The 26,347-nt window shown below is 70.0% G+C and carries 25 protein-coding genes and 1 tRNA gene; 14 read left to right on the plus strand and 12 right to left on the minus strand.

All coding sequences use genetic code 11. The annotated features are described in order from the left end of the window. Nucleotides 1–133: 133 nt before the first annotated feature. Nucleotides 134–919, minus strand: a complete 786-nt coding sequence (locus VF592_RS10120; RefSeq protein ID WP_331005504.1) for a 3-hydroxybutyrate dehydrogenase — start codon at nt 917–919, stop codon at nt 134–136. Nucleotides 920–1,005: 86 nt separating this feature from the next. On the opposite strand from VF592_RS10120, the gene ypfJ reads away from it, so the two are divergent. Together ypfJ and VF592_RS10130 are read left to right on the plus strand one after the other, a co-directional pair. Beyond that, nucleotides 1,006–1,947, plus strand: a complete 942-nt coding sequence (ypfJ, locus tag VF592_RS10125) for a KPN_02809 family neutral zinc metallopeptidase (RefSeq protein ID WP_331005505.1) — start codon at nt 1,006–1,008, stop codon at nt 1,945–1,947. A 148-nt stretch (nt 1,948–2,095) separates the two neighbouring features. Beyond that, nucleotides 2,096–3,691, plus strand: a complete 1,596-nt coding sequence (locus tag VF592_RS10130; RefSeq protein WP_331005506.1) for an isocitrate lyase — start codon at nt 2,096–2,098, stop codon at nt 3,689–3,691. 165 nt (nt 3,692–3,856) lie between these two features. Here the strand turns inward: VF592_RS10130 and VF592_RS10135 are convergent, their stop codons facing one another. After that, complete coding sequence (locus VF592_RS10135; protein ID WP_331005507.1) at nt 3,857–4,846, minus strand: NADP-dependent oxidoreductase; 990 nt, start codon at nt 4,844–4,846, stop codon at nt 3,857–3,859. Between the two features lie 159 nt (nt 4,847–5,005). On the opposite strand from VF592_RS10135, the gene VF592_RS10140 reads away from it, so the two are divergent. The 3 genes from VF592_RS10140 to VF592_RS10150 all read left to right on the plus strand — a co-directional run bounded on the left by VF592_RS10140 (nt 5,006) and on the right by VF592_RS10150 (nt 6,719). Then, a tRNA-Ala gene (locus VF592_RS10140) sits at nt 5,006–5,081 on the plus strand. A 154-nt stretch (nt 5,082–5,235) separates the two neighbouring features. Further along, nucleotides 5,236–5,991 carry an NUDIX hydrolase gene (locus VF592_RS10145; RefSeq protein ID WP_331005508.1) on the plus strand — a complete coding sequence of 252 codons (756 nt, stop codon included), beginning with the start codon at nt 5,236–5,238 and terminating at the stop codon, nt 5,989–5,991. After that, nucleotides 5,991–6,719, plus strand: coding sequence for an extensin family protein (locus VF592_RS10150; RefSeq protein ID WP_331005509.1), 729 nt, complete (start codon nt 5,991–5,993; stop codon nt 6,717–6,719). Before VF592_RS10145 ends, VF592_RS10150 begins: the two co-directional genes overlap by 1 nt. Nucleotides 6,720–6,722: 3 nt before the next feature. On the opposite strand, the gene VF592_RS10155 is transcribed toward VF592_RS10150, so the two are convergent. The 3 genes from VF592_RS10155 to VF592_RS10165 all read right to left on the minus strand — a co-directional run bounded on the left by VF592_RS10155 (nt 6,723) and on the right by VF592_RS10165 (nt 8,627). Beyond that, on the minus strand, nt 6,723–7,277 hold the full coding sequence (locus tag VF592_RS10155; RefSeq protein ID WP_331005510.1) for a hypothetical protein: 555 nt from the start codon (nt 7,275–7,277) through the stop codon (nt 6,723–6,725). A gap of 194 nt (nt 7,278–7,471) precedes the next feature. Then, nucleotides 7,472–7,771 (minus strand): hypothetical protein, encoded by a 300-nt coding sequence (locus VF592_RS10160; RefSeq protein ID WP_331005511.1) that lies wholly within the window; start codon nt 7,769–7,771, stop codon nt 7,472–7,474. 118 nt (nt 7,772–7,889) lie between these two features. Continuing rightward, the gene (locus VF592_RS10165) at nt 7,890–8,627 is read right to left on the minus strand and encodes a Bax inhibitor-1/YccA family protein (RefSeq protein WP_331005512.1); all 738 of its coding nucleotides are present in this window, start codon (nt 8,625–8,627) and stop codon (nt 7,890–7,892) included. Nucleotides 8,628–8,757: 130 nt separating this feature from the next. Here VF592_RS10165 and thpR point away from each other — a divergent pair, with 130 nt between their 5' ends. The 3 genes from thpR to VF592_RS10180 all read left to right on the plus strand — a co-directional run bounded on the left by thpR (nt 8,758) and on the right by VF592_RS10180 (nt 13,274). After that, complete coding sequence (thpR, locus tag VF592_RS10170; protein WP_331005513.1) at nt 8,758–9,321, plus strand: RNA 2',3'-cyclic phosphodiesterase; 564 nt, start codon at nt 8,758–8,760, stop codon at nt 9,319–9,321. Between the two features lie 64 nt (nt 9,322–9,385). Next, on the plus strand, nt 9,386–11,173 hold the full coding sequence (locus VF592_RS10175) for an autotransporter domain-containing protein (RefSeq protein WP_331005514.1): 1,788 nt from the start codon (nt 9,386–9,388) through the stop codon (nt 11,171–11,173). Nucleotides 11,174–11,702: 529 nt separating this feature from the next. Further along, nucleotides 11,703–13,274, plus strand: coding sequence for an MFS transporter (locus VF592_RS10180; RefSeq protein ID WP_331005515.1), 1,572 nt, complete (start codon nt 11,703–11,705; stop codon nt 13,272–13,274). A gap of 32 nt (nt 13,275–13,306) precedes the next feature. Here VF592_RS10180 and VF592_RS10185 read toward each other — a convergent pair whose 3' ends face one another. Next, a complete protein-coding gene (locus VF592_RS10185; RefSeq protein ID WP_331005516.1) occupies nt 13,307–13,828 on the minus strand; it encodes a superoxide dismutase family protein in 522 nt (173 codons plus the stop codon). 110 nt (nt 13,829–13,938) lie between these two features. Here VF592_RS10185 and hemW point away from each other — a divergent pair, with 110 nt between their 5' ends. Beyond that, the gene (gene hemW / locus VF592_RS10190) at nt 13,939–15,099 is read left to right on the plus strand and encodes a radical SAM family heme chaperone HemW (protein ID WP_331005517.1); all 1,161 of its coding nucleotides are present in this window, start codon (nt 13,939–13,941) and stop codon (nt 15,097–15,099) included. On the opposite strand, the gene VF592_RS10195 is transcribed toward hemW, so the two are convergent. Beyond that, nucleotides 15,096–16,247 (minus strand): penicillin-binding protein activator, encoded by a 1,152-nt coding sequence (locus VF592_RS10195; protein ID WP_331005518.1) that lies wholly within the window; start codon nt 16,245–16,247, stop codon nt 15,096–15,098. The genes hemW and VF592_RS10195 overlap by 4 nt on opposite strands. 67 nt (nt 16,248–16,314) lie before the next feature. Here VF592_RS10195 and rsmI point away from each other — a divergent pair, with 67 nt between their 5' ends. From rsmI to VF592_RS10215, 4 genes are all read left to right on the plus strand, one after another. Continuing rightward, complete coding sequence (rsmI, locus tag VF592_RS10200) at nt 16,315–17,157, plus strand: 16S rRNA (cytidine(1402)-2'-O)-methyltransferase (protein ID WP_331005519.1); 843 nt, start codon at nt 16,315–16,317, stop codon at nt 17,155–17,157. Next, nucleotides 17,154–17,522, plus strand: coding sequence for a YraN family protein (locus VF592_RS10205; protein WP_331005520.1), 369 nt, complete (start codon nt 17,154–17,156; stop codon nt 17,520–17,522). The genes rsmI and VF592_RS10205 overlap by 4 nt, the downstream gene beginning before the upstream one ends. A 128-nt stretch (nt 17,523–17,650) precedes the next feature. Further along, nucleotides 17,651–18,613, plus strand: a complete 963-nt coding sequence (gene gshB, locus VF592_RS10210; protein WP_331005521.1) for a glutathione synthase — start codon at nt 17,651–17,653, stop codon at nt 18,611–18,613. 39 nt (nt 18,614–18,652) lie between these two features. Then, nucleotides 18,653–19,264 carry a DedA family protein gene (locus VF592_RS10215; protein ID WP_331005522.1) on the plus strand — a complete coding sequence of 204 codons (612 nt, stop codon included), beginning with the start codon at nt 18,653–18,655 and terminating at the stop codon, nt 19,262–19,264. On the opposite strand, the gene VF592_RS10220 is transcribed toward VF592_RS10215, so the two are convergent. Then, nucleotides 19,246–20,136 carry a tyrosine recombinase XerC gene (locus VF592_RS10220; RefSeq protein WP_331005523.1) on the minus strand — a complete coding sequence of 297 codons (891 nt, stop codon included), beginning with the start codon at nt 20,134–20,136 and terminating at the stop codon, nt 19,246–19,248. The genes VF592_RS10215 and VF592_RS10220 overlap by 19 nt on opposite strands. Nucleotides 20,137–20,211: 75 nt before the next feature. Here VF592_RS10220 and VF592_RS10225 point away from each other — a divergent pair, with 75 nt between their 5' ends. Continuing rightward, the gene (locus VF592_RS10225; RefSeq protein WP_331005524.1) at nt 20,212–22,380 is read left to right on the plus strand and encodes a primosomal protein N'; all 2,169 of its coding nucleotides are present in this window, start codon (nt 20,212–20,214) and stop codon (nt 22,378–22,380) included. Here VF592_RS10225 and VF592_RS10230 read toward each other — a convergent pair. From VF592_RS10230 to VF592_RS10245, 4 genes are all read right to left on the minus strand, one after another. Next, a complete protein-coding gene (locus VF592_RS10230) occupies nt 22,377–23,819 on the minus strand; it encodes a hypothetical protein (protein WP_331005525.1) in 1,443 nt (480 codons plus the stop codon). The two genes, VF592_RS10225 and VF592_RS10230, sit on opposite strands and share 4 nt — an antisense overlap. Nucleotides 23,820–23,994: 175 nt before the next feature. After that, the gene (locus VF592_RS10235) at nt 23,995–24,249 is read right to left on the minus strand and encodes an ATP synthase F1 subunit epsilon (RefSeq protein ID WP_331005526.1); all 255 of its coding nucleotides are present in this window, start codon (nt 24,247–24,249) and stop codon (nt 23,995–23,997) included. Continuing rightward, nucleotides 24,250–25,701 carry a F0F1 ATP synthase subunit beta gene (gene atpD, locus VF592_RS10240; protein WP_331005753.1) on the minus strand — a complete coding sequence of 484 codons (1,452 nt, stop codon included), beginning with the start codon at nt 25,699–25,701 and terminating at the stop codon, nt 24,250–24,252. A 51-nt stretch (nt 25,702–25,752) separates the two neighbouring features. After that, complete coding sequence (locus VF592_RS10245; RefSeq protein ID WP_331005527.1) at nt 25,753–26,346, minus strand: DUF6030 family protein; 594 nt, start codon at nt 26,344–26,346, stop codon at nt 25,753–25,755. Between the last annotated feature and the right edge of the window lies 1 nt (nt 26,347).

Consider the following 26,347-nt stretch of genomic DNA (forward strand, 5'->3'; position numbering starts at 1 on the left):
GCGTCGCGCCAACCGCGCAGCCGGCGACGGTCGTCGGACGTCGCCACCGCCCGCCAGCCGCGCGGGTCTTCGCGGGCGGGCAGGGTCGCCGGGACCAGCGCGATCGCGATCGCCGCGGCGATCCGCTTTCCGCTCACGCCGCCGTCCAGCCGCCGTCGACCGACAGGTTCGCCCCCGTGATCGACGCCGCCTCGTACCGGCACAGGAACAGTCCCAGCGCCGCGACCTGTTCGGGCGTCACGAACTTCTTGGTCGGCTGGGCGGCGAGCAGCACGTCGTCGATCACCTGCTCGCGCGTCAGCCCGCGCGCGCGCATCGTGTCGAGGATCTGGTTCTCGACCAGCGGGGTCCAGACATAGCCCGGCGAGATGCAGTTGACCGTGACGCCGTGCGCCGCCGTCTCCAGCGCGACCGTCTTGCTCAGGCCGACCAGCCCGTGCTTGGCCGCGACATAGGCCGCCTTGTTGGGGCTCGCGACCAGCGAATGCGCCGACGCGGTGGAGATGATCCGCCCCCACCCCGCCATCTTCATGTGCGGTACAGCCGCGCGCATGACGTGAAAGGCCGAGGACAGGTTGATCGCGATCACCGCGTCCCACTTCTCCGGCGGGAAATCCTCGATCGGCGAGACATGCTGGATGCCCGCATTGTTGACGACGATGTCCACCCGACCCGTCCGTGCCGCCGCCTGCGCGACCAGCGCCGCCACTTCCTCGCCGCGCGTCATGTCGGCCGGATCATGATACGCGTCGGCCCCGCTCGCCGCCGCCAGCTCGGCGCGGATCGCCGCGATCGCGCCGGCCTCACCGAAGCCGTTGATCACCACCGTCGCCCCCGCTCCGGCGAAAGCGCGGGCATAAGCGAGCCCGATCCCCGAGGTCGATCCGGTGACGATCGCGGTCCTGCCCTTCAGAAACATGGCCTGTCCTTCGGCTCGAATTACGACGGGTGCAACCTACCGCACCCCCGAACATTCCTTACGCACCGGTAACGAGGGAGCAACCCATGCGGCTCGACGATTTCGATCCCAACATCAATGTCGAGGACCAGCGCGGCTCGGGCGGCGGCGGTTTCGGCGGGCTGGGCGGCGGGGGCGGCGGCGGCGGATTGCTGCTCGGGCTGCTGCCGCTGATCGGTAGCCGCTTCGGCTGTGGCGGGATCGTCGTCGTGCTGATCCTGTTCGCCGTGTTCGGCGGCGGCCTGGGCGGGCTCGGGAGCATCCTGGGCGGCGGGCAGAGGGTGGCGCCGACGACGCAGGTCGCCCAGCGCGGCGGCGCACCGTCCGGCGAAGGCGGGGCGACCGCGGCATGCAGCCTCACCCCCGAGCGCCGCGCGACCTGCAACGCCTTCTCCTCGACCGAGAATACCTGGGAGGCGCTGTTCCAGCAGGGCGGCCAGCAATTCCAGCCAGCCCGCCTCGTCTTCTTCGAGGGCAGTGGCCGGTCTGGCTGCGGCGCGGCGCAGGCGGCGATGGGGCCCTTCTACTGTCCACCCGACCAGGGCATCTATATCGACACCAGCTTCTTCAACGAACTCGCCACCCGCTTCGGCGCGGCCGGCGACTTCGCCCAATATTATGTCGTCGCCCATGAAATGGGCCACCACATCCAGAACGTGCTCGGCACCTCCGATCAGGTGCGCCGCTCCCAGGCGCGCGCGTCGGAGACGGAGGGCAACCAGCTTTCCGTCCGCCTCGAACTCCAGGCCGATTGCTACGCCGGCGTCTGGGCCGCGCGCAACCGCGAGCGGCTCGATCCCGGCGATATCGAGGAGGGGATGCGCGCCGCCCAGGCGATCGGCGACGACGCGCTCCAGCGCAAGGCGCAGGGCCGCGTCGTGCCCGACAGCTTCACCCATGGCACCTCCGAACAGCGCATGCGCTGGCTGCGACAGGGCCTGGAGCGCGGCGATCCCGCGGCGTGCGACACATTTTCGGGAGCGATCTGACCTGCCCGGATCGGTCATGGATTTACAACCGCACGGGCAGCAGCTGCGAAGTTCGTACCTGCTCACCCGATAGTCGCCGGTGATTGGAGGGTTATTCGCGCCTCGTCGTGTATGGATCGTTGCAACGAAGCACGTGAAGGACACGAATTTGGCCTATCAGGATCATATCGCGCAGACCTCGAAGCTCATCCAGGACCATAACGGCACCTGGGACGGCATCGACCCCGAGTCGGTCGCGCGGATGCGGGTGCAGAACCGTTTCCAGACCGGGCTCGACATCGCGCGCTACACCGCCGCGATCATGCGCCGCGACATGGCCGCCTATGACGCCGATCCGGCCAACTATACCCAGTCGCTCGGCTGCTGGCACGGGTTCATCGGCCAGCAGAAGATGATCTCAATCAAGAAGCATTTCGGCTCGACCGAGCGGCGCTATCTGTACCTGTCGGGCTGGATGGTCGCGGCGCTCCGTTCCGAATTCGGGCCGCTGCCCGATCAGTCGATGCACGAGAAGACGAGCGTTCCGGCGCTGATCGAGGAGCTCTACACCTTCCTGCGCCAGGCCGATGCGCGCGAGCTGGGCATGATGTTCCGCGACATCGACGCCGCGCGGGAGGCGGGCAATCAGGTCGAGGAGCAGCGACTGCTCAAGGCAATCGACAGCTACCAGACCCATGTCGTGCCGATCATCGCCGACATCGACGCGGGCTTCGGCAATGCCGAAGCGACCTATCTGCTCGCCAAGAAGATGATCGAGGCGGGCGCCTGCGCGCTCCAGATCGAGAACCAGGTGTCCGACGAGAAGCAGTGCGGCCATCAGGACGGCAAGGTCACCGTCCCACACGAGGACTTCCTCGCCAAGGTCCGCGCCTGCCGCTACGCCTTTCTCGAACTCGGGGTAGAGGACGGGATCATCGTCACGCGCACCGACTCGCTGGGCGCCGGCCTCACCAAGCAGATCGCCTTTTCCAAGGAGCCGGGCGACCTGGGCGACCAGTATAACGCCTTTCTCGATTGCGAGGAGGTGACCGACCTCAATTCGATCAACGGCGACGTCGTCATCAACCGCGACGGCAAGCTGATGCGCCCCAAGCGCCTGCCCTCCAACCTCTACCAGTTCCGCGCCGGATCGGGCGAGGACCGCTGCGTGCTCGACTGCATCACCTCGCTCCAGCACGGCGCCGACCTGTTGTGGATCGAGACGGAAAAGCCGCATATCGAGCAGATCGCCGGCATGGTCGACCGCATCCGCCAGGTCGTCCCCAACGCCAAGCTGGTGTACAACAACTCGCCCTCGTTCAACTGGACGCTCAACTTCCGCCAGCAGGTGTTCGACGCCTGGGCCGCCCAGGGCAAGGACCTGTCCGCCTATGACCGCGCGCGGCTGATGTCGGTCGATTATGACGGCACCGAGCTGGGCGACGAGGCGGACGATCGCATCCGCACCTTCCAGCGCGACGCGGCGGCGCGGGCGGGCATCTTCCACCACCTCATCACGCTCCCGACCTATCACACCGCCGCGCTGTCGACCGACAACCTCGCCAGGGAATATTTCGGCGAGGCGGGGATGCTCGGCTACGTCAGGGGCGTCCAGCGCAAGGAGATCCGCGAGGGCATCGCCTGCGTGAAGCACCAGAATATGTCGGGCTCCGACATCGGCGACGATCACAAGGAATATTTCGCTGGTGAGGCCGCGCTCAAGGCCGGCGGCGCGCATAACACGATGAATCAATTCGCGGCGTGACGCGCGCGGCCGCAGCCTAGCTGCGGCCCGCTTTCGGCGTCACGCCCGGCCGGCGCGGCTATCGCCGCGACCGACGCCCCGGCTTTGCCGGGGCGCAGCCCACCCGAGTTTCCTGGGGAGGAAAAGGAACACCCGCCGGCCCGTCCGGCGGGTGTTTTTATGTCCTCAGACGCGGACCAACATCTTTCCTGTGTTTCCACCGGTGAACAGCCCCATGAATGCCTCCGGCATCGCCGCCAAGCCGTCATGCACCGTCTCCTCGCGGCGCAGCTTTCCCTCGGCCAGCCATCCGCCCATGTCACGGTAGAACTCGGCGCCGCGCGCCATGTAATCGCTGACGATGAAGCCCTGCATCCGCACCCGCATCCCGATCAGGCGGGCCAGGAAGCGCAATTCGGTCGCCTTGCCGTCATTGTAGACGTCGATCATCCCGCAGATCGCGAAACGGGCATTGGCGCGGGCGACCGCGAGCGCCGCGTCGAGGTGGTCGCCGCCGACATTGTCGAAATACACGTCGATCCCGCCCGGCGCCGCCGCCCCCAGCGCGCGGGGCAGCGACCCGCAGGACTTGTAGTCGATCACGGCGTCCGCGCCGAGCGAGCGGACCCATTCGCATTTATCGGCGCCGCCGGCCGATCCGATCACCGTCATGCCCTCGGCCTTGGCGATCTGGACCACAGTCGACCCGACGGCACCCGCGGCGGCGGAGACGAACACCGTGTCCCCCTCCCTGGCGGCGGCGACGTCGAGCAGCCCCCAATAGGCGGTCATCCCCGGCATCCCGAACTGGCCCAGGAACGCCTGCGGGTCGATCGGCAGCGCGGGCAGCTTCTGCAGCTCGGCGGCGGGCAGCACGGCCTCGTCGCGCCAGCCGCCCATGTGGAGCACCATGTCGCCGGCCGCGAACGCCGGATCGGCGCTCTCGACCACCTCGCCCACCGCGCCGCCCTGCATCGGCTCGCCGATCGCGAAGGGTGGCACATAGCTTTTCACGTCGTTCATGCGCCCGCGCATATAGGGGTCGACCGACAGCCAGCGATTGGCGACACGGACCTGGCCTGGCGCGAGCGGGCCGGTGTCGACATCGATCAGCGCGAAGTCGCCGGGCTTGGGATTGCCCTGCGGGCGAGCGGCGAGCGTCCAGGCTTTGGGCATGTGGAATTCTCCGATTGGTTGCCGGCGGGAGCTAGGGGCGCGGCGGGGCGCGGCGCAAGCGAAACCCCGTCGCCCCGAGCCCATCGGCGCGGGAATATGGGTTTCGAACGGGGCGTGTTGCATCGGGGCGGGATGCTCGCTAGAGGCCCGTTTCCGCACGGGGCCGTAGCTCAGATGGGAGAGCGCTGCAATCGCACTGCAGAGGTCAAGGGTTCGATTCCCTTCGGCTCCACCACCGCGCGGGCACGGCGAAGCGGCATAGCCGCCTACGCCGATGCCCAAGCGCGGCCGACGGTGCCCCGGCACCGTTCGACGACGCGGCTTCGCCGCGGCGCGGGGTTAGGACAGAGGCGCTGGCAACACGCGCCGCAAGCGCTACATCCCTCCCGATGACCGACCCCGCCCCCCAGCAACCCATCCCCGCCGCCACCTTGGTCGTCTTCCGCGAGGCGGCCGGCCCGCCCGAGCTGCTGATGGTCGAACGGTCCAAGACGATGGTGTTCGCGGGCGGCGCGATGGTCTTCCCCGGTGGCCGCATCGATCCCGAGGATCGCCAGCTCGCCACGCTCCATCCGACCTACGCGGACGCCGCGGCCCGCATCGCCGCGATCCGCGAGACGGTCGAGGAAGCCGGGCTGGCGATCGGGCTCTCGCCCCTACCCACGCGCGAGACGCTGGCCGAGCTTCGGCGCCGGCTGCACGCGGGCACCCCGTTCGGGCAGGCGCTCGACGCGGCCGGCCTGGTGCTCGACCTCGCGCAGCTGACCCCCTTCGCGCGTTGGCTGCCGGCGCACGCGCATATGCGGATCTTCGATACCTTGTTCTTCCTCGCCCGCGCGCCCGAGGCGGCGGTCGCGACGGTCGACCGGACGGAGAATGTCCGCCTGACCTGGACGACCGCGCGGGCGCTGCTGGACGAGGCCGATAACGGTCGCGCGACGATCATCTATCCGACGCGGCGCAATCTGGAGCGGCTGGCGCTGTTCGCGTCGTTCGAGGAAGCTGTGACGCAGGCGAAGGCCCATCCGATACGCCCGGTCACGCCGTTCATCGAGGCGCGTGACGGCGTGGACCATCTCTGCATCCCGAGCGACCTCGGCTATCCCGTGACCAGCGAGCCGATGACCGGGGCGATACGCGGCTGATGCGCTCGATCCGCCGTATCGTCGGCGGGCTGGTCGCGCTGGTGCTGACCGGGGTGGCGGGCCTGCTGCTGTACGCCGCCACGCGCGGGCGACCGCAGGACCTACCCTGGACGCCGCTCGACCTGGGCCGGCCGGTCGGCCTGTTCACCGGGCGCAAGCTGACGGCGCTGACGGGCGACGCGCCGGGGTGCCGGGCGCTGCTCGACCGGGCGGGGGTGACCTATACCGCCCTGCCCGCGCGCGGCGACGCGCGGTGCGGCTATGCCGACGGGGTGCGCCTCGGATCGGGCGGATCGCGGAGCATCGCCTATACGCCCGCCGGGCTGGGGACATCCTGCCCCGTCGCGGCGGCGCTGGCGATGTGGGAGTGGAACATCGTCCAGCCCGCCGCCGAGCGGCTGTTGGGTGCACGAGTAACGAGGGTCGAGCATTTCGGGAGCTATAGCTGCCGTCGCCTCTACGGGCGCGACGCCGGCGCCTGGAGCGAGCATTCCACCGCCGACGCGGTCGACATCGCCGGCTTCCGGCTCGCCGACGGACGGCGGATCAGCGTGGTGCGCGACTGGACGGGCGACGATGCCGAGGCGCGCTTCCTGCACGCGGTCCGCGACGGGGCTTGTGACCTGTTCGCGACCACCTTGTCGCCCGACTATAACGCCGCCCACCGCGACCATCTCCACCTCGACCAGGCGGCGCGGGGCGCGACGGGCTGGCGAGCCTGTCGCTAGGTCTCAGTGCGCCATCGGTGCCGACATATCGACCTTCTCGACCCAATAGGGAAAGAACGCCGGCTGGCGGTTCGACCAGCCGCTGGCGGTCGCCGCCGCCTCGCTGATCGACTGGAGCAATTTGCGCCGCAGCTCGGGATGGAGGTGCGGCAGCGCCGCCGCCGAGCAGAAGGCGGAGGGCAGCCAGGGCCGTACTTCGGCCCCGATGAGCCGTTCGTAGAGGAAGCGGAAGGCGGAAAAGCTGGTGATCCGCCCCTGCCCCAGGTCGAACGCCGCCAGCGTCACGATCGGAGCCAGGAACGGCTCCACCGCGTCCAGGCCGCAGGCCTCGGGCACCATCTCGCGGATTTCGGGCAGGTTGCGGTACACGCGTGCCTGCGCCCGGATGCTCGCCGCCTCGACCAAGTCGCGGCCCCAGCGCGTCATCGCGTCGTCGCGGTCCAGCCCGATATCGAGCGAGCGCCGGATGTAACGCTGCGTCGCCGCGGAGAAGCCCGCGAATTCCTTCATCTCGGCCAGCGTCATCACGCCCTCAGCCGCCCTTGTCTTGCCCGTCATGATTTTCACCCCACTCGAACACCCACCAACGGCGTTTACGCTGGAATGGTTAACCCCAGCGTTAACGAAACCGCCCCGTGGCGAGAGGAACCACCGAAATAGGCGCTACCGCAATGTCCGTTGCGACGAAGCGATGCCGGATGGGTGAAAACATGCCGCGCTGCGCCATTTGCGCAACAAAGGCGCTGCCGCAGCTATTGGCCGTCCCGCAGTCGCTTCTCGGCCTCGGCATCGAAGCCCGACGACGGCGCCGGCTCGCTGCCCGAGGTGCCCGGCTGGGTGATCGACACGGGATCGGAGCCGTCCATCGTCTCGTCGAGCCCGGAGTCGAGGCGTGCTTCGACCGAGTCGGGGTTCTTCCGGAGCCGCTTTTCGATCGACCGATCCTGGCCCGCGTCCTGGCGCGGATCGCGTTCGGCGTTGTTCGATGCATTGGGAGCGACGGACATGGCGTCCATCGCGTCGTCCATACCCTGTTTCGTCTGGTCGCTCATGCTTTCCGCTCCCTTTTATGTGCTTCTAGAACGAGGCAGCCCGGCCGCCGTTCCGAAAACGCAAAGGCCCGGCGAGTTTCCCCGCCGGGCCTTCCCGACTTCGCGATGACGCGAAAGCTCAGTCGCGGCTGCCCATGAACGAGAGCAGGAACTGGAACATGTTCACGAAGTCGAGGTAAAGCGACAGCGCCCCCATGATGACGACCTTGCCCATCATGTCGGTGCCCGCGACCGCGGCATACATGCTCTTGATCCGCTGCGTGTCGTACGCGGTCAGCCCCGCGAACAGCAGCACGCCGATCGCGCTGATGACCAGGCTGAACCCGCTGGACTGCAGCCACATGTTCAGCAGCGACGCGACCAGCAACCCGACCACGCCCATGATCAGGAACGTGCCGAACGCCGACAGGTCGCGCTTGGTCGTGTAGCCGTAGAGGCTGAGCGCCAGGAACGCCGTCGCCGTCGCAAAGAAGGTGATCGCGATCGAGCCGCCGGTATAACGCAGGAAGATCGTCGACATGGACAGGCCCATGATCGCCGCGAACGCCCAAAAGGTCGCCTGGGTGGCGGGGGTCGACAGGCGGTGGATGCCGAAGCTCAGCACAAGGATGAACGCCAGCGGGGCGAACATGATGATGTATTTCAGCGCACCGGGCGACAGGAACACCTGCGCCGCCATCCCGCTCTGCGCGAACAGCAAAGCGACGATGCCCGTCAGCAGCACGCCCGACGCCATATAGTTGTAGACGGACAGCATGTACCGGCGGAGACCCGCGTCATACGCGTCCGTGCGCACGCCCGGACGCGCGGCGCCGAAAGCGGTAGCAGCGGGCCGGGGGTCAGACCAATTAGCCATGGTGAAAACCAGCTCCTTTGCCCCGGACCGAATGGATGCCGGGATGATGCGGATATCGGGGGTGGAACGACCGTTTACAAGCGAAACCGGTCTACCCACGTGTGCCGTATCAAACGCCGGAGCCGCCCCGATGATCCGCCTGTTCGTCGCCCTGCGTCCGCCCGCCCCCGTCCGCGACCTGCTCCTCGATCTGGAGACCGATGTCGACGACGCGCGCTGGCAGAACGAGGATCAGCTGCACCTGACGCTCCGCTTCATCGGCGAGGTGGAGCGGGCGGTTGCCGAGGACCTGGCCGACCTGCTCGGGCGGCTCCACGCCCCCGCGCCGATCGTCCGTCTGGCGGGCGTGGGCGCGTTCGGCGGGCGCGGGCGTTCGGGATCGCTGTGGGCCGGGGTCGAGCCGCGCGAGCCGCTCGCCGCGCTTCACCGCAAGGTCGACCAGCTCTGCGTGCGCGCCGGCCTGGCCCCGGAGCACCGGGCATTCAGGCCGCACGTCACCGTCGCGCGGCTGTCGCGCCGCGTACCCCTCGGCGGCCCCGAGGTGACGCGCTGGCTCCAGCGGCACGCGGCGCTGACCAGCGACGCGTTCACGCTCGAGCGCGCGATCCTCTATGCCAGCCGGCTCGGCCGCGACGGCGCGACCTATGAGCCGTTGCTCGCCATTCCGCTTTGCGCGGGCGACCGATCCGACTAGTCACCAAACCGTCACACGCCGAATCGCGGAGCTCACATGCGATCGGCGGCCCAGGGAGAGAATGATGCGCCACCGGATCGCCACGCTCGTCGCCGCCAGCACGATCGCCCTCGCCGCCCCGGCGTTGGCGCAGACCAGCGCCGGCGCGACCGCGTCCAATGCTCCCGTCACCCGCGTGATCGTGTTCGGCGACAGCCTGGCGGACGGCGGCTATTACCTGCCGCTCGACCCGCGCATCCCGCGCGACGCGGGCAGCTTCACCACCAACCCCGACCCCGTCGCGCCCGAGGTCTTCGCCGCGCGGCTCGGCATCGATCTCCAGCCCGTCTATGGCCGCGGCGGCACCAACTACGCGATCGGCGGCGCGCGCGTGACCGCGCCCAACGGCATCACCATCCCGATCGCGACCCAGGTGTCGAACTTCCTGGCGACGGGCAGCTTCGGCCCGCGCGACCTGGTGTACATCCAGGGCGGCGGCAACGACTTCTTCGCCTTCCAGGCGCTGGGCGGCCGCGACAACACCATCCTGACCAACGCCGCCACCCAGCTCGCCGGCGCCGTGTCGCGCATACAGAATGCGGGCGCGCAGCGGATCGTCACCCTGGCGGTCCAGACCGGGGGCAATGTCGGACTGCAGGTGTTCAATGCCACCTTCGCGAGCGCGCTGGCGGCCGCGAACGTCAACGCGCTTTATTTCGACACGGACAAATTGTTCAACGAGATCGTCGCCGACCGCGTCGCCTTCGGTATCACCAACGTCACCGGCCAGGCCTGCACCGTCGCCTCCTCGCTCAACTGCAACCGCTCGACGCTCGTCACCCCCAATGCGAACGAGACCTATCTGCTCGCCGACAGCGTCCACCCCGCCGGCGTCACCCAGCGCATCCAGGGCCAGGCGATCGCGTCGATGGTCCAGGCGCCCGAACAGATCGCCGGGCTCGCTTATGCCGCCCAGGCGCTGTTCCGGTCGCAGCGCGACCTGTTCGAGGGTGCCGAGCGCGGCACCGTGGCCCGCGACGGCAGCCGCCTCGCCGTGTTCGGCGGCGTCGGCTATCATTATCATTCGCGAGACGGCGGCCCGCAGCGGATCGGGCTGGCGCAGCGCGGCGTGTCGGGCACGCTGGGCGTCGACCTCGCGCTCACCGACACGACCGGCATCGGCGTCGCCGGCGGCTATTCGGACGTGAAAGGCGACTTCGCGGCGGGACAGGGCGGCTACGACTCCGAAGCCTGGTCGGGCAGCGCCTATGCGCGCCTGGGCGTCGGGCCCGTGCAGCTGCTCGTCGACGGCACGTACGGCGAGATCGCCAATGACGACATCCGCCGCCGCGCGGTGCTGGGGCTGACGACCCGCGAGTCGATCGGCGAGACCGACGGCGGCTATCGCGCGGCCCGCGCCACGCTCGGCGCCGACCTGCTCACCGCGGGCGGGCTCGCGCTCGGCCCCGATGTCGCGGTCGCCTATGAGCGCCTGACCCTCGACGCCTATGCCGAACGGGGCACCCGCTCGACCGACGCGGCCTTCGGGCGCCAGCGGATCAAGAGCCTGACCGGCCGTTTCGGCGCCGCCGTCCACTCGACGCCCGACAACCTCGTCCGCTTCGCCGCGCGCGCCGGTTACGAACGCGAGTTCGACGACGACGCCCGCGCCTTCACCATCACCCCCGCCGGCGCCCCCATCTCCTACACCACCACCGTGGAACGCGCCGACCGCGATTACATGAGCTTCGCCGCCACGGCGGACGGTAGCATGGGTTCGGGCCTATCGGTGCGCGGCGGCGTATCGGGCCAGGTCCTCCGCCGGGACATGGACAATGTGACGGCGTTCGCGGGGTTGAGTTTGGCGTTCTAGGGCGTGGCTTAGGCGTGGATGTCCGTCATTGGTGGAAGGCGGACGAACAAGCTCCCTGTCCTACACGGCCTACTTCTGCTCCAAGCTCGCCGTTGCCGAACCCAACCGCCTCGAACGCCCGTCCCGCAACCGCGCCCATATCGAGCGCCTGCCCGGCGGTGGTCGGGGTCCGGTCCCTACAGCCGTTGCGGAAAAGGCCGGACGGAAGATCGCCATTGCGGTGTGACCGGGCCCCAGCATCCGCCGGGAAGTACCGGGCGGCGTCGATACCGCTCCGGCTCGCGGACCTCATCGGCCTCGCATCGGGGGCCGTCGACGACGATCATGTCCGCGTCCACGCCTATACTTTCCTAAACTTGTTCAGCATCGTTAACGCCTGGTCGACCGCGCGCGCCAGCGTCCTTGGCATGACCTTTAGTGACCTTCCGACCCCGCCCGCGCCCGCCGAGCATCCGACGGAACGCCCGCCCCGTTGACGCGCCCTCCCACGCCCCGCATCACCGGACCATAACGAGAAACCGGAGAGCACATGGCCAGCACCGCCCCCGCGGACATTCCCCCGAGCAGCGACGCCCAGGCGTCGGGCTATGCCTGGTACGTGCTGTCGATCCTGTTCCTCGTCTACATCCTCAACTTCGTCGACCGCCAGATCATCTCGATCCTGGCGGAGGACATCAAGCGCGACCTGGACCTCACCGACGCCGATCTCGGCTTCCTCTACGGGACCGCCTTCGGGGTCTTCTATTCGCTGTTCGGCATCCCGCTCGGGCGGCTGGCCGATAACTGGCACCGGGTGAAGCTGATGACGGGCGGCCTCGCCCTCTGGTCGGCGATGACCGCGCTGTCGGGCTTTTCGTCCAACGGAACGCAATTGGCGGCCGCGCGCGTGGGCGTCGGCATCGGCGAGGCGACCGCCAGCCCCGCCGCCTATTCGCTTATCTCCGACTGGTTCCCCAAGCGGCTGCGCGCGACCGCGCTGTCGATCTATTCGGCCGGGCTGTATGTGGGCGGCGGCGTGTCGCTCTATCTCGGCGGCACCATCGCCCAGAGTTGGAACGCGGCCTACCCGACCGATGCGCCGCTCGGCCTGGCGGGCTGGCAGGCGGCGTGCCTGGCGGTCGGCATCCCCGGCCTGCTGCTGGCGCTGTGGATCGCCACCCTGCGCGAGCCGATCAGGGGGCAGTCGGAGGGGCTGGCCCAGCCGCCCCACCCCGCGCCGTTCCGCACCTTCGTCGACGAGCTGCTGACGATCGTCCCCCCGCTGACGCTGATCGGCGCAGCGCGTCAGGGACGGCGCGCGTTCCTGATCAACCTGCTCGCGGCCGGGCTGACCGTGCTCGTCGTGCGGCTGATGATCGGCGCGGGCGAGCCGGCGCCGCAATGGATCGCGATCGGCATCGGCGTCTATGCCGTCTTCTCCTGGGCCGCGGCGCTGCGGCTGCGCGACCCGCCGACCTTCGCGCTGATCGTCGCGACCCCCGCCTTTCTGTGCACGGTCGTCGCCTATGGCCTCAACGCGTTCCTCAGCTATGCCGCGAGCTTCTGGGCGGCGCCGTACGCGTTGCGGACATTGGCCATGTCGCCCGCCGATGCGGGGTTCTTCATCGGGGCGAGCGGCGCGCTGTCGGGGTTCCTGGGCGTGACCATCGGCGGATTGGTCGCCGACCGCCTGCGCCGGAAACACGCATCGGGCCGGTTGTGGGTCGTCCTGTTCGGCGCCCTGGCCCAGCCACCCCTGCTGGCGCTCGCCTTCACCGCCGAGTCGCCCGCGATCTTCTTCGTCGGCATCTTCCTGGCGCAATTGCTCGCCAGCACGTCGCTCGGCGCGGCGGCCGCCACGACGCAGGATCTGGTGATGCCCCGGATGCGCGGCACCGCCACCGCGACCTTCTTCATCGGCACCACGCTGCTGGGGCTCGCGCTCGGGCCTTATCTGGCGGGGCGCGTGTCGACGCTGTCGGGCAGCCTGTCGACGGGGATGCTGTCGCTGCTGCTGTCGGTGCCGATCACCGTGCTGGCCGCGGTCGCGGCGATCCGCCTCGTCCCCGCCGCCGAAGCCACGCGCGAGGCGCGGGCCAGGGCGGCGGGCGAGGTGATCTGACCCCAGCCCGCCCGACGTCAGCCCGCCCGACCTCAGCCCGCCCGGAACACCCCGCAGACGATCCGCGCGCCGCTGTTTCCCGACGGGTCGGTGACCAGATCGTCGGCCGCGGCGTGGATCATCATCGCCGACCCGTCCGCGTCGAGCAGGCCGGCCATGGTCGCGCCTTGCATGGTCATCGCCACCGTGCCGCGCCCGTCGGCGCCGACCGTTATGTTGGGCAGGTCGCCCAGATGCGGCCCCTGAGGATTGTTGGGGCCGTGCTTCATGGCGGTGGGGTTCCAGTGCGGCCCCGCGCTCTCGAACCCGGGCGCATCGCAGCGGCCCGTGGTGTGGACATGCGCGCCGTGCATGCCCGGCGGCACCGCCCGCGCGTCGAGCGTGAAGCGCACCCCGCCCGCGACCTCGCGCGCCGTCGCGCGGCCCGCCTCCGCCCCCGACGCGGTGCGCATCGTCGCGGTTGCCATCGCGCCGCCGGGCACCACCTCGCCGACGATCGGCTCCCGCTCGCCACAGGCACCGAGCAGGGCGACGCCCGCGATCAACATTCCCATGCGCATCTGCTGTTCTCCGTTTCGATGCAGGAACGACAGGGCGCGTGGCGCGGTTCCCTGGCGGGCGGACTTCGCGGATCGCCTGCGACGCTCTATGGGCTGCCATATCCATGACCGCTCCCGAAGATCTCGCGCTCTACGTCCACTGGCCGTTCTGCGTGTCGAAATGCCCTTATTGCGACTTCAACAGCCATGTCCGCGCCGAGGTGGACCAGGCCGCGTGGCGCGACGCGCTGCTCGCCGACCTGCGTCACGAGGTCGCGCTGCTGCCCGGACGGCGGCTGCGCTCGGTATTCTTCGGCGGCGGCACGCCCTCGCTGATGCCGCCCGCCACCGTCGCGGCGGTGCTCGACGCGGCGGTCGCGGCCTGGACCCCGGCCGGCGATCTGGAAGTGACGCTGGAGGCGAACCCTTCTTCGGTCGAGGCGGCGCGCTTCGCCGATCTCGCGCGCGTCGGGGTCAACCGGGTGTCGCTGGGGATGCAGTCGCTCGACGACGACGCGCTCCGCTTCCTCGGCCGCGCGCATGACGCGCGGGAGGGGCTGGCCGCGCTCGACGTAGCACAGCGCGTCTTCCCGCGCGTCAGCTTCGACCTGATCTATGCGCTGCCCGGCCAGGCGATGCGCGCCTGGAAGGCCGAGCTCGCCCGCGCGCTGGCGTTCGGGACCGAGCATCTGTCGCTCTACCAGCTAACGATCGAACCCGGCACGCGCTTCGCCACCGAGGCCGCGGCGGGGCGGATCGTCATCCCCGACGGCGACACCGCCGCCGACCTGTTCGAGCTGACCCGCGCGATGACGGCGGCGGCCGGGCTCCCCGCCTATGAGACGTCGAACCACGCCCGCCCCGGCGCGGAAAGCCGCCACAATCTCGCCTATTGGCGCTACCGCGACTATGCCGGCATCGGCCCCGGCGCGCATGGCCGGCGCGGGCGCCTGGCGACGACCCGCCGACGCAAGCCGGAGAACTGGCTGACGGCCGTGTCGCGCAACGGCCACGGGATCGAACGCGAGGACCCGCTGGACCCGCACACCCGCGCCGTGGAGGCGTTGCTGATGGGCCTGCGCCTGACCGAGGGCATCGATCTCGACCGCATCGCCCGGCTCGCCGGGGGCGAGGCGCCGGTCGACTCGCGCGCGGTCGCGCTGCTGGAGCGCCAGGGCCTGCTCGCGCGAAACGGCGCGCACCTGCGCGTCACCGATGCGGGAGCGCTACTGCTCGACGGCATCCTCGGCGCGGTGGTCCGCGCCCAGACGGCGGTCGCCGTCTAGCGTCCGAAGCCGCTGGGCGCGGGCGAGACGACCACACTGGCCCCGCCGCGTATCTCCTGCACCTCCAGCGCGCGTTCGGCGGCGTTGTCGCGCCCGAAGCGGAACGCGCCGTCGATCCCGGAAAAGCCGCCGGCGTCGCGCAACCGGCTTTCCGGGAAGGCCGTACCGATCCGCCAGTCGCGCCCGATCCGCACCGTCAGGAGCACCGCGTCATAGCCGAGGCTCGACAGGCGATAGGGCGCGGTGCCGAACCGCGTACGGTATTTGGTCGCATATTGGCGATAGAAGGTGTCCGACACGCTCGCGAACCAGGCGCCGTTCAGCTGCGGCTTGGCGGCGACCCCGGCTTCCGAATTCCACAATTCGGTGCCCAGCAGCCGCGTCGCGGCGCCCGCGCCCCGCTTGACCAGCGGCGCGGCGACGGCCGCGGGGTTCCCGCCATCGGCAATCATGACCGCATCATAGGGCGCCTTGGTGTTGAGCCGCGCCACCGCCTGCGCGATACCGCCCGGCTGGCGGCCATAGGTCTGGAGCGAGACGACCTGCCCCCCCGCTCCTTCGACCGAACGCAGGAACGCGGTCGAGGCGCGCTCGCCGTACAGGCCGTTGGGGACCAGCGCCCCGAAGGTCGTGACGCCGCGCCCGCGCGCGAATTCGACCACGCGCGCGATCGACTGGGCCGGGGCGTAACCCATCAGATAGGCGCCGTTCCCCGCGACGCTGCTGTCGTTCGAGAAGCTGATCACCGGCACGCCCGCGGCCCGCGCGATCGGCGCCACCGCGCGGACGTCGTCGGCGAGGAGCGGCCCCAGGATCAACTGCGCCCCGTCGGCGATGGCGCGGCGAGCGGCCGCGGCCGCGCCCGGCGCGGTGTCGTAATTGGTGATCCGCACCTGCTGGCTCTGCGTGTCGAGCAGCGCGAGCTGGGTGGCGTTGGCGATCGACTGACCGACTCCGGCATTGCCGCCCGACAGCGGCAACAGCAAGGCGACGCGGTGGCGCTGGGTATCGCGCGGGATGTCGGCGTCGAATACCGGTCGCTCGACGGGGGCGGGCCGGTCCACGGGCCGGTCCTGCACGGGTGCCGGCGCGGGGCCGCGCGGCACGATCGTCTGGCACGCGCCGAGCAGAAGCGCGACGGCAAGCATCCCCCAATGTCGGACGGCTCTCGGCCGCGCGTGGACGCCGCCCCCGCAAGCAACTACCGCATGACCCATGAACGCTCCCCTCGAACCTCTTGGGCCAGGCCTCTACATCGTCGCGACCCCCATCGGCAATCTCGGCGACCTCTCTCCCCGCGCCGCCGACATCCTGGCGCGCGCCGATTTGGTGGCGGTGGAGGACAGCCGCGTGACCGCCGGGCTGCTGCGCCATATCGGCGTCAGGCGGCCGATGACGCCCTATCACGACCACAATGCCGAGGGCGTCCGGCCCGGCCTCGTCGCGCGCATGGCGACTCAGGCGGTGGCGCTGGTGTCGGACGCGGGCACGCCGCTCATCTCGGACCCCGGATACAAGCTGGTGCGCGACGCCCGCGCCGCGGGACACGCCGTCGTGACGGTCCCCGGCCCCTGCGCGGCGGTGGCGGCGCTGACGCTGGCGGGGTTGCCCACCGACCGCTTCCTGTTCGTCGGCTTCCTTCCTTCCAAGGCGCAGGCGCGCGCGACCGCCATCGCCGAGCTCGCCCCGATCCGCGCCACCCTGGTGCTGTACGAATCGGGCCCGCGTCTCGCCGCCTGTCTCGACGCGCTGGCGAAAGACCTGGGCGACCGCGACGCGTCGGTCGCGCGCGAGATCACCAAACGGTTCGAGGAAGCCGTGTCGGGTACGCTGTCCGAACTCGCCGCCCGCTATGCCGACGCACCGCCCAGGGGCGAGATCGTGATCGTCGTGGCCCCGCCCGGCGAGCCCGAAGCGGCGAGCGAGGCGGATGCCGACGCCGCGCTGGTCGAGGCACTCACCCGCCTCCCGGCGTCCAAGGCGGCGGGCGAGGTCGCCAAGGCGCTCGGGCTCGATCGACGCGCTCTATATGCGCGCGCGCTTGAGCTGAAGGCGTGAGAGCCAGGACGCCCGGCGAACGCCGCGCCGCCGAGGCGGTCGGCCGACGCGGGGAGCGCATCGCCGGCTGGTGGCTCAGGCTCAAGGGCTGGCGCATCCTCGATCGGCGCGTGCGCACCCCCGCCGGTGAGGTCGATCTGGTCGCCCGGCGCGGCAACCTGGTCGCCTTTGTCGAGGTCAAGACGCGCGCAACCGCGGCCGAGCTCGATTTCGCGGTCGACGAACGCCGGCTCGCCCGCGTCGCGGCGGCGGCGGAGATGCTGATGCCGCACTATGCCGGGCCGGGCGACGACATCCGCGTCGACGTGATCCTCCTCGCGCCGGGCACACGGCCCCGGCATATCGAGAATGCCTGGATCGGCTGATCTTTCTCTCGCCTGGCCATGCCGGACTTGTTCCGGCATCGGTCGGCGTGCGAACGCGGCGTCCGCCGGGTAGGTCCGGCACCGACCCCGGAACGAGTCCGGGGTGACGAAGCCGGAGTGCCACGCCCATGCCCCTGAACGTCGCCGTCCAGATGGACCCCATAGGGGGCATCGACATCGCGGGCGATTCGACCTTCGCCCTGATGCTCAGCGCACAGGAGCGCGGGCACAAGCTGTTCCACTACACCGCCGACCGGCTGAACTATTCGGCGGACCGCGTCTGGGCGCGGGTCGATCCGGTCACCGTCCAGCCCGTCCAGGGCGCGCATTTCCGCTTCGACGACGCGATCCCGCTCGATCTGGGCGCCGAGGCCGATGTGGTGCTCATGCGCCAGGACCCGCCCTTCGACCTGGGCTATATCACCGCCACCCACCTACTGGAGCGCATCGCCGACCGGACCCTGGTGGTCAACGATCCGGCCAGCGTCCGCAACGCGCCCGAGAAACTATGGGTGCTCGACTATGCCCGCTTCATGCCGCCCACGCTCGTGACGCGCGAGCTGGACGAGGCGCGCGCGTTTCTGGCCGAGCACCGCGAGGTCGTCGTCAAGCCGCTCCACGGCAATGGCGGCAAGGCGATCTTCCACGTCCGCGAGACGGGCGAGAACCTGTCCGCGCTGATCGAGCTGTTCAACGCCGCCTATCGCGAGCCGCATATGGTCCAGGCCTTCCTCCCGGCCGTGGCCAAGGGCGACAAGCGTATCGTGCTGGTCGACGGCGAGGTCGCGGGCGCGATCAATCGCGTACCGGGCGAAGGCGAGATCCGATCGAACCTGGCGGTCGGCGGATCGGCCGAGAAGACCGTGCTGACCAGCCGCGAGCGCGAGATCTGCGACGCGCTCCGCCCCGAACTCAAGCGGCGCGGGCTGCTGTTCGTCGGTATCGACGTGATCGGCGGCGAGTGGCTGACCGAGATCAACGTCACCTCGCCCACCGGCATCGTCGCCATCCGGAAATTCGACGAAACGGACGTGGCGGGGATGATCTGGGACGCCATCGAGGCCAAGGTAGCCGCGCGCGCGCGGACCTGATCGGGGAACAACCCCTCGCCCCCCGCGCTGAACGCTTCCATGACCGACCTGATCATCCGCGCGATCGCCTGGGGCGGGTATTTCGGCATCTTCCTGCTGATGGCGCTGGAGAACGTCGTCCCCCCGATCCCGTCCGAGCTGATCATGGGGCTGGGCGGAATGGCGGTCGCGCGCGGGCATATGGCGCTGGTGCCGCTGGTCGCGATCGGCACGCTGGGCACCACGGTCGGCAATTATTTCTGGTACGCGCTCGGGCGGCGGCTCGGCTATCGGGGATCCAAGCCCTTCGTCGACCGCTGGGGCCGCTGGCTTACCCTGGAATGGGACGATGTCGAGCGGATGAACCGCTTCTTCCACCGCCGCGGGCATTGGGTGGTGTTCGTGTTCCGCTTCCTGCCGGTGTTCCGCACGATCGTCTCGCTGCCGGCCGGCATGGCGGCGATGCCGCGGTGGAAATTCCTGATCTGGACCACGGCGGGCGCGGCGATCTGGAATTTCGTGCTGGCGCAGGCGGGGGTGATCCTGGGCAGCCGCTTCGGCGAGCTCGATCGCTATGTCGGCCCGGTGGCGGTCGCGACGGCGGTGCTGGTCGTGATCGGCTATGTCTACCGCGTCCTGACCTGGAAGCCGCGTCACCCCGCGCGCGGGTGAGCGTTCCGGTACACGTCGAGCAGATGGGCGGCGTCGACCGCGGTATAGACCTGGGTCGAGCTGAGGCTGGCATGGCCGAGCAGTTCCTGGAGCGCGCGCAGGTCGGCGCCGCGCCCGAGCAGATGCGTCGCGAAGCTGTGCCGCAGCGCATGAGGCGTGGTCCGGTCCGACAGGCCGAGCCTGGCGCGCGCGCGCCGGACGGAGGTACGGATGATGCCCGGCGACAGGGGCCCGCCCTTCGCCCCCCGGAACAGTGCCGCCTCGCGGTGCGGGGGCCAAGGCGACGCGGCCGCATAGGCCTCGATCGCGCCCCGCACCTGGGGCAGCAGCGGCACGACCCGTGTCCTGGCGCGCTTGCCCGTCACGCTCAGCGTCCGCCCGAGCGGCAGGACCGCACCCGTCAGCCCGACCGCCTCCCCGATCCGCAATCCCGCCCCGTAGAGCAGCATCAGCACCGCCCAATCGCGCGCGGCCATCCACGGTTCGGCGGCGTCCTCCGCCACCTCCTGCGCCAGCGCCACCGCCTCATGCGGCGCGATCGGGCGCGGGATGCCCGGCTTAGCGCGCGGCCCTTTCAAGCGTGGGCCGGGCGCTCCCTCCCCCGCCCAGGCGAGAAAGGCGCGCACCGCCGACAGCTCGCGCGCGGCCGAGGCGTTGCCCAGCCCCTCGCCGCGCCGATGCGCGAGGAAGGCGCGCAGGTCGGCGGTCGTCGCGTCGCCAAGCTGCGCGCGAGTGACCACGTCGCCCCAATGCGCCTGCAGAAAGGCGAGCAGCCGCTCCGCCGTCGACCGATAGGCGCGGACGGTGTGGATCGACCGGCGCCGGTCGCGCGACAGATGGGCGGCAAAGGCGATGGGCAGAGGCTCGGTCACTCAGGACAGCCTAGCAGTGCACGGGGAGAACGAAAGCGGTTCACGCCGAGTCGAAGCATCCCCATATAGGCGCGCATGTCGCGCGTCCGCGTTCTCGTCCTGAACTCCGCCCTCGGGCCCCTCGATTACCGCGTGCCGCACGGCATGGCGGTGGAGCCGGGGTCGGTCGTCGTCGCGCCGCTGGGGCCGCGCCAGCTGCTGGGCGTGGTGTGGGAGGCCGATCGGCTGCCCTCGGACGCAGAGGTCGGCGACAATCGCCTGCGCAACCTGCTCGCGGTCGCCGATGTCGCGCCGATCGGGGCGCCGTTGCGGCGGCTGATCGAGTGGACATCGGATTATTATCTCGCCCCGCCGGCTTCGGTCATGCGGATGACGCTCGCCTCCACTTCCGCGCTGGAGGGCGCGCGCACCGTCATCGAGTACCGTGCGACGGGCGAGATACCGCCCCGCCTGACCCCGCAGCGCAGCCAGGCGCTGGAGCGGATCGGCGATCGCCAGGGTCTGATCCGCGAGCTCGCGACGATCGCCGACGTATCGGAGGCGGTGATCCGCGGGCTGGTCAAGGTCGGCGCGATGGAGGCGATCGAGCTCGACATCGACAGCGCCTATCCCGTCCCCGACCCGGCGCACGCCCCGCCCGAGCTGTCGCCCGAACAGGGGGTCGCCGCCGACCGGCTCGTCGCGGGCGTGCGATCGGGCGCGTTCGAGCCGACGCTGCTCGACGGCGTCACCGGATCGGGCAAGACCGAGGTGTATTTCGAGGCGGTCGCCGAAGCGATCCGCGCCGGGCGGCAATGCCTGGTGCTGCTGCCGGAGATCGCGCTGACCGAACCCTTCCTGAAGCGCTTCCACGACCGGTTCGGGTGCGAGCCCGTGGCCTGGCATTCGGGGCTGCGCTCCACCCAGCGCCGCCGCGCCTGGCGCGCGATCGCCGGCGGAGAGGCGCGCGTCGTGGTGGGGGCGCGTTCGGCGCTGTTCCTGCCCTATGCCAGGCTGGGGCTGATCGTCGTCGACGAGGCCCATGAGACGAGCTTCAAGCAGGAGGAAGGCGTCCATTACCACGCGCGCGACGTGGCGGTCATGCGGGGACGGTTCGAGGGCTGCCCGGTCATCCTGGCCTCCGCGACGCCCGCGATCGAGACGCGCCAGCAGGTCGCGCTAGGCCGCTACCGCGAGGTCCAGCTCCCCGCCCGCTACGGCGCCGCCGAGATGCCGAGCATCGAGGCGATCGACCTGATCGCCGAACCACCCGAGCGCGGGCGCTGGCTGTCCCCCCGTCTGGTCCAGGCGCTGGAACAGCGGCTGGAAAGGCGCGAACAGTCGCTGCTGTTCCTCAACCGCCGCGGCTACGCCCCGCTGACGCTCTGCCGGGCGTGCGGTCACCGTTTCCAATGTCCCAATTGCACCGCCTGGATGGTCGAGCACCGGCTGACGCGGCGCCTCGCCTGCCATCATTGCGGTCATCTGGAACCCGTTCCGCGCGTCTGCCCGGAATGCCAGGCGGAGGACATGCTTGTCCCCTGCGGCCCCGGCGTGGAGCGCATCGCCGACGAGGTCACCGCGCGCTTTCCCGAGGCGCGGACGGCGGTGGTCACGTCGGATACGATCTGGTCCCCCGCCAAGGCGGCCGAGTTCGTCGGGCGGATGGAGGCGGGCGACATCGACATCGTCGTCGGGACGCAGCTCGTCACCAAGGGCTATCACTTCCCCAACCTGACCTTGGTCGGCGTGGTCGACGCCGATCTGGGGTTGTCGGGCGGCGACCTGCGCGCGGCCGAGCGCACCTTCCAGCAGATCAGGCAGGTCTCGGGCCGCGCCGGACGGGGGAGCAAGCCCGGCCAGGTCTTCATCCAGACGCACAGCCCCAAGGCGGGCGTCATGCAGGCGCTCGTCACGGGCGACGCCGACGCCTTCTACGAGGCGGAGACCGAGTCCAGGCGCGAGGCGGGCGCCCCGCCCTTCGGCCGCTACGCCGCGATCATCGTGTCGTCCGAGAATCAGGCTGCAGCGGCGGAGACCGCCCGGCTGATCGGCCGCGCCGCGCCGGAGGCGGACGGGATGGCGGTATACGGCCCCGCGCCCGCGCCGCTGGCGATGCTGAGGGGGCGACACCGGTTCCGGTTGCTGGTCCATGCCCGGCGCGCGCTCGACGTGCAGGACGTGATCCGCGACTGGCTCGGCAACCTCGTCTGGCCGAGCAAGGTCAGGGTCGCGGTCGACGTCGACCCGTACAGCTTTCTCTAACCGTTCCCTCCGTCGGCGAACAGGATCGGCCCCGGCCAGGGCCCGTCCCAGCACGTCGCCGGGTCCCGCGGCCGGATCGATGTCGCGCGGTTCGGCGCGAGGAAAACGGGCACCCGTTCGACCGCGGCGACATAGGTGTTGTAGCCGCCCGGCACGACGCCGAGATAGCTGCACAAGATCGCCGGAGCGCGCGGCAAGACCAAGGCACGCCATATCTCGAACGCCGGCGTGATCGCGCCGATGGCGAGCGCGCCCATCGCCAGCCTCGGCCAGAGCCGATCGGCGACCGGCCGATCGAGCAGGTCGGCCACGCCGATCGCCAGCACCGCGAGCGCCGGGATCGACGCCCGCATCGCGAAATCGCCCAGCTGGCCGATCTGAACGAAGGGCATCGCGAGCAGGATCGCCGTGAACGTCACGAGGAGCCGGCCACCGAAGCGCCCCCGCCATCCGGCGAAGGCGAGCGCCAGCAGATAGGGGCCGACTTCCAAAAGTTCGAACAGCACATAATGGTTGAACGGCACGGCCAGCGGGCGGCTGCCCACCTCGGCGCTCCCGGTCGCCAGATAGGCGAGCCCCGGGGCGGCGATCAACGACGCCAGCGCCGGCCAGCCGATCGCGTGTCGCGTCACCTCGCGACGGCGCGCGGCTTCCCAGATCGTCAAGGCCGCGAACGGCATGGCGCCCATCGCCGCCAGGGGAGACCATAGCGCCAGCAGCGGCACGGCCGACAACCATAGTTCCGGCGGCAATTTTCCTTCACGCCACAACAGGAACAGGATCGCCGCCGACCATCCCGCCAGTGCGTGCTGCGGAACCCAGAATGCCTGGGTGATGTGCGCCGAAAAGACCGGCATCACCCAGCGTTCGGCGTTCATGGTCAGCGGCTGGGCGGCCAATAGCTGGCCCACGGCGTCCATGCCGCTGAACGCGAGAAAGACGACCACCGCGCGCCACCGTGCCCGCGCGCTGCCGAACAAGGTCGCGCCCAGCCCGAACAGGATGGCGAGCATGGCGCTGTTCTGCAAAAGCAGCGCGATCTCCGCCGCGCGGAGTCCCGCCAGTTTCCCGACCAATGCGGGCGCCAGATAGATGCCGATCGGCGCTCGGAGCAACAGCCGCGCGTCGCCATCGGCGTAGAGATAAGGCCAGGGATAGAGCGTGAGGTCGCGCAGCACGGCGCCGCGGACCTGCCAGTCGGCGGTGGCGTAGAAGAACCGCCCTTCTCCACCGAGCATGAAGACCGCGAGCGCCACGGCGAATCCGCCCCCGAGCACACGCAAGCCGGGCCCGCGACCCGACATCGGCAAATGCGCGGCGACCCGTATCAGTCCGCCGCACGCGCCGAGCGAAAGCGCGAGCGCCCCCAGGTCGGAGATCCACCCCAGGAACCGCCACAACAATATTTGGTCGATCAGCAGCCCGCCGATCAGGATCAAGGCAAGCGCCGCCGGCGAAACGTGCCGGTTCCCGCCACGCGTTCCGGACCCTTCGGATCGCCCGGGCGCGATCACGTGGCGGAAGTCGGTGAAAGCGCTCTGAACGGCCATGGTCGGCGAGACTAGGCTCGCCGGACCAACAAATGGTTACCGATTCATGAGACGGCCCGGTCCGTCAGCCCACCCGTTCCGCCAGCACCGTCAGTCCGCGCGCATTGACCTCCGCGAAACCGCCGGAGATCGCCACGGTCTCCGGCTCGCCGCGCTCGGTGCGGTAGACCGCCAGCGCGCCGTCGCGGATCGTCGACATGAAGGGCGCATGACCCTCCAGCACGCCGAAATCGCCCTCCGTACCGGGGACGACGACCATATGGACCTCCTCCGACCGGACGAGGCGTTCGGGGGTGACGAGTTCGAAGTGGAGAGGCACTTAGGACTCCTGCGCCATCTTCTCGGCCTTGGCGACCGCCTCGTCGATGCCGCCGACCATGTAGAAGGCGCCCTCGGGCAGGTGGTCGTATTCGCCGTCGACGACCGCCTTGAACGAGCGGATCGTGTCCTCGATCTGGACGAACTTGCCGGGAATGCCGGTGAAGACCTCGGCGACGTGGAAGGGCTGGGACAGGAAGCGCTGGATCTTGCGGGCGCGCTGGACGGTCAGCTTATCCTCTTCGGACAGCTCGTCCATGCCCAGGATCGCGATGATGTCCTGGAGCGACTTGTAACGCTGGAGCAGCGACTGGACCGCGCGGGCGGTGTCGTAATGCTCCTGGCCGACGGTGCGCGGCTCGAGCACGCGGCTGGTCGAATCGAGCGGATCGACGGCGGGGTAGATGCCGAGTTCCGAGATGGCGCGGTTGAGCGTCGTCGTCGCGTCCAAGTGAGCGAACGAGGTCGCGGGCGCCGGATCGGTCAGATCGTCGGCGGGCACGTAGATCGCCTGGACCGAGGTGATCGACCCCTTGTTGGTCGAGGTGATCCGCTCCTGCAGCTGGCCCATGTCGGTCGACAGAGTCGGCTGGTAGCCCACCGCCGACGGGATGCGGCCGAGCAACGCCGACACCTCCGCGCCCGCCTGGGTGAAGCGGAAGATGTTATCGACGAAGAAGAGCACGTCCTGCCCCTCCTGGTCGCGGAAATATTCGGCGATGGTCAGCCCCGACAGCGCGACGCGGGCGCGGGCCCCCGGCGGCTCGTTCATCTGGCCGAACACCAGCGCGACCTTCGACCCCTCGGGCGTGGCGTTGCCGTCGGCGTCCTTGGCGATGACGCCCGCGTCGAGAAACTCGTGATACAGGTCGTTGCCCTCGCGCGTGCGCTCGCCCACGCCCGCGAACACCGACACGCCGCCATGACCCTTGGCGATGTTGTTGATCAGTTCCTGGATCAGCACGGTCTTGCCGACGCCCGCGCCGCCGAACAGCCCGATCTTGCCGCCGCGCGCATAGGGGGCGAGCAGGTCGATGACCTTGATGCCGGTCACCAGGATCGCGCTCTCGGTCGACTGGTCGATGAACAGCGGCGCCGAGGCGTGGATGGGCGCGCGCAGGTCGGTCATGACGGGGCCGCGCTCGTCGATCGGCTCGCCGACGACGTTGAGGATGCGACCCAGCGTCATCGGGCCGACGGGCACGGTGATCTGCGAGCCCGTGTCGCGGACGACCTGGCCGCGGGTCAGACCCTCGGTCGCGTCCATCGCGATGGTGCGGACGGTGTTCTCGCCCAGATGCTGCGCGACCTCGAGCACCAGCTTGTTGCCGTTATTGTCGGTTTCGAGCGCCGACAGGATGGCGGGGAGGTTCTGGTCGAAATGCACGTCGACCACCGCGCCGATCACCTGTGCGATGCGGCCGACATTGTTGGTGAGCCCCCCCCTGTTCATATCGGGCGCGGAGCGGATCATTTCAGCGGCGGTCGCCATGGGTCTAGCCTTTTACGAGTTAGTCGAAGCGCCGGTAGCGGCGGGGCGGAGAAAAGTCACGTCGATGCGGTTGGAGGTGGCGGTGACGGCGGCGCGCTGGCCGCCGATCACGGCCTCGGCCGAGCGTCCCGCGCGGACCGCATCCAGCAGCGGAGCAGCGTCGCCGAACTTCGCGCGGGTCAGGAACTCACCGATCAGCCCGGCGAACCGGGCGCGCGCGGTAGCCGCGTCCCCGGGATCGTCGAGCTTGAGCACATAGCTGATCTGGTCGATGCGATCGTCGGCGGAGCCGTTCACGCTGGCGGTCGCCATGTTCGGCGTCGGAGCGGTCGACCGCGACATCAGCCGGTCGATCCCGGCCGCATTGTGCGCGGCGCCGACCTTCGCCGATGCGTAGTCCGGCAGGCCGAACCCGGCCTGGTTGATCGACCCCACCGTCTCGGCCGGAGAGGCGAAGACGCGGTCCCAGCCGGACAGCGTCCGCGCGGCCGCGACCTGCGCCACCTCGCGCTCGCGCACCGAGCCACGCTCCTCGCGCACGGCCGCGGGCTCGCCCGACCCGCAAGCCGCGAGCGTCGCGCAGAGCAGGATAGCCACGCCGCGCATC

Origin of the sequence: Sphingomonas sp. (genome assembly GCF_036388435.1) — a bacterium.
Taxonomy (GTDB): Bacteria; Pseudomonadota; Alphaproteobacteria; order Sphingomonadales; family Sphingomonadaceae; genus Sphingomonas.